Origin of the sequence: Pseudomonas sp. KCJK8993 (genome assembly GCF_046230915.1) — a bacterium.
In the GTDB taxonomy this organism is placed as follows: Bacteria; Pseudomonadota; Gammaproteobacteria; order Pseudomonadales; family Pseudomonadaceae; genus Aquipseudomonas; species Aquipseudomonas piscis.
Map to the genome: position 1 here is coordinate 1 of NZ_JBJJLO010000242.1, position 1,463 is coordinate 1,463.

General features: G+C 65.9%; 3 protein-coding genes. All 3 read right to left on the reverse strand.

What is annotated here, in order from left to right; genetic code table 11:
- Nucleotides 1-911: pyrroloquinoline quinone biosynthesis protein PqqB (pqqB, locus tag ACK6AU_RS31945; RefSeq protein ID WP_409303756.1), on the reverse strand; the 911-nt coding region annotated here is incomplete at its 3' end.
- Between the two features lie 59 nt (nucleotides 912-970).
- The gene (gene pqqA / locus ACK6AU_RS31950) at nucleotides 971-1,042 is read right to left on the reverse strand and encodes a pyrroloquinoline quinone precursor peptide PqqA (protein WP_409303758.1); all 72 of its coding nucleotides are present in this window, start codon (nucleotides 1,040-1,042) and stop codon (nucleotides 971-973) included.
- Nucleotides 1,043-1,244: 202 nt separating this feature from the next.
- On the reverse strand, nucleotides 1,245-1,463 hold a 219-nt coding region (locus ACK6AU_RS31955; protein WP_058132271.1), incomplete at its 5' end, for an aldehyde dehydrogenase family protein.

Consider the following 1,463-nt stretch of genomic DNA (forward strand, 5'->3'; position numbering starts at 1 on the left):
AGGTGCAGGTCCATGCCGTCGTGGGCTACCTCGATGCCACGGCGGGTCAGTTCCGCGCGTTCGGCCGAGTCCTCGTCGAGGATCGGGTTGGTGTTGTTGATGTGGATCAGCACCTTGCGCGCCCTTGGGAACGCCTCCAGCACCTGCAGCATCCCGCCCGGACCGCTTTGCGCCAGGTGGCCCATCTCGCTGCCGAGCTTGTCGCCGACCCCGCACTGGCGCATCTCGTCATCGCGCCACAAGGTGCCGTCCACCAGCAGGCAGTCGGCGCGGCCCATCCACTCCAACAGGGCCGGGTCCACCTGGCCCAGGCCCGGGGCGTAGAACAAGCTGGCGCCACTGCGCCGGTCCTCGACGAACAGGCCGATGTTGTCCCCCGGATGGGGGTTGCCGCGATGGGGCGAATACGGCGGCGCACTGCTGAGCAGGACAATCGCCCGCAACAGCAGGTCCGGGCAGGCCGGCACGCTGAAGGCGCGGCCATCGAGGTGGATCGGCTGCCAGGCCAGGCCGCCGTTCCAATGACTGAGCATGTTGAACAGCGGGAAACCGCTGCACAGGTCCTGATGGACCATCTCGGTGCACCAGACCTTTTGCGGGCAGCCTTCGCGCAGGCTGAGCAAGCCGGTGCAGTGATCGATCTGGCTGTCCAGCAGGATCACCCCGGCCAGCGCCGAGTCGCGCAGCCGCCGTGCCGGTTGCAAGGGCGCAAAAGACGCCAGTTGCACGCGGATGTCCGGCGAGGCGTTGCACAGGATCCAGTCTACGCCGTGGTCGCTCAGGGCGATGGACGATTGCGTGCGCGGCCGGGCCCGCAGGCTGGCATTGCGCACACCGGCGCAGTTGCGGCAGTTGCAGTTCCACTGCGGGAAACCGCCGCCCGCCGCGGAACCGAGGATGCGGATATGCATGGAGTGCTCCGAAGACAGAAGACTCCGGCCGCCACCAGCAGCGGCCGGAGCGGGACGACTCAACGGTGGGCGAAGTACATGGTGACTTCGAAGCCGATGCGCAGGTCGGTGTAGGCGGGTTTATGCCACATGGGGTCGATCCTCTTGTCGTGCCGGGGGATTCCGGTAACCGCATTAATGCACGGTGGCCGGCAGGACCGAATGCTACTTTGGCACCGGTTGGCGGGGTGCCTTGGTAGGGGCAACAGGGGCGGCTACAAGCTACAAGCGGCAAGCAAGATAGAAGCGACAAAGGCACGCATGGGCCGCTTGAAGCTTGCCGCTTGCCGCTGCTTAGAAGAAGCCCAACGGATTGATGTCGTAGCTCACCAGCAGGTTCTTGGTCTGCTGGTAGTGGTCGAGCATCATCTTGTGGGTCTCGCGGCCCACGCCGGATTTCTTGTAGCCACCGAACGCGGCGTGCGCCGGGTACAGGTGGTAGCAGTTGGTCCACACGCGACCGGCCTTGATCCCACGGCCCATGCGGTAGGCGCGGTTGATGTCGCGGGTCCA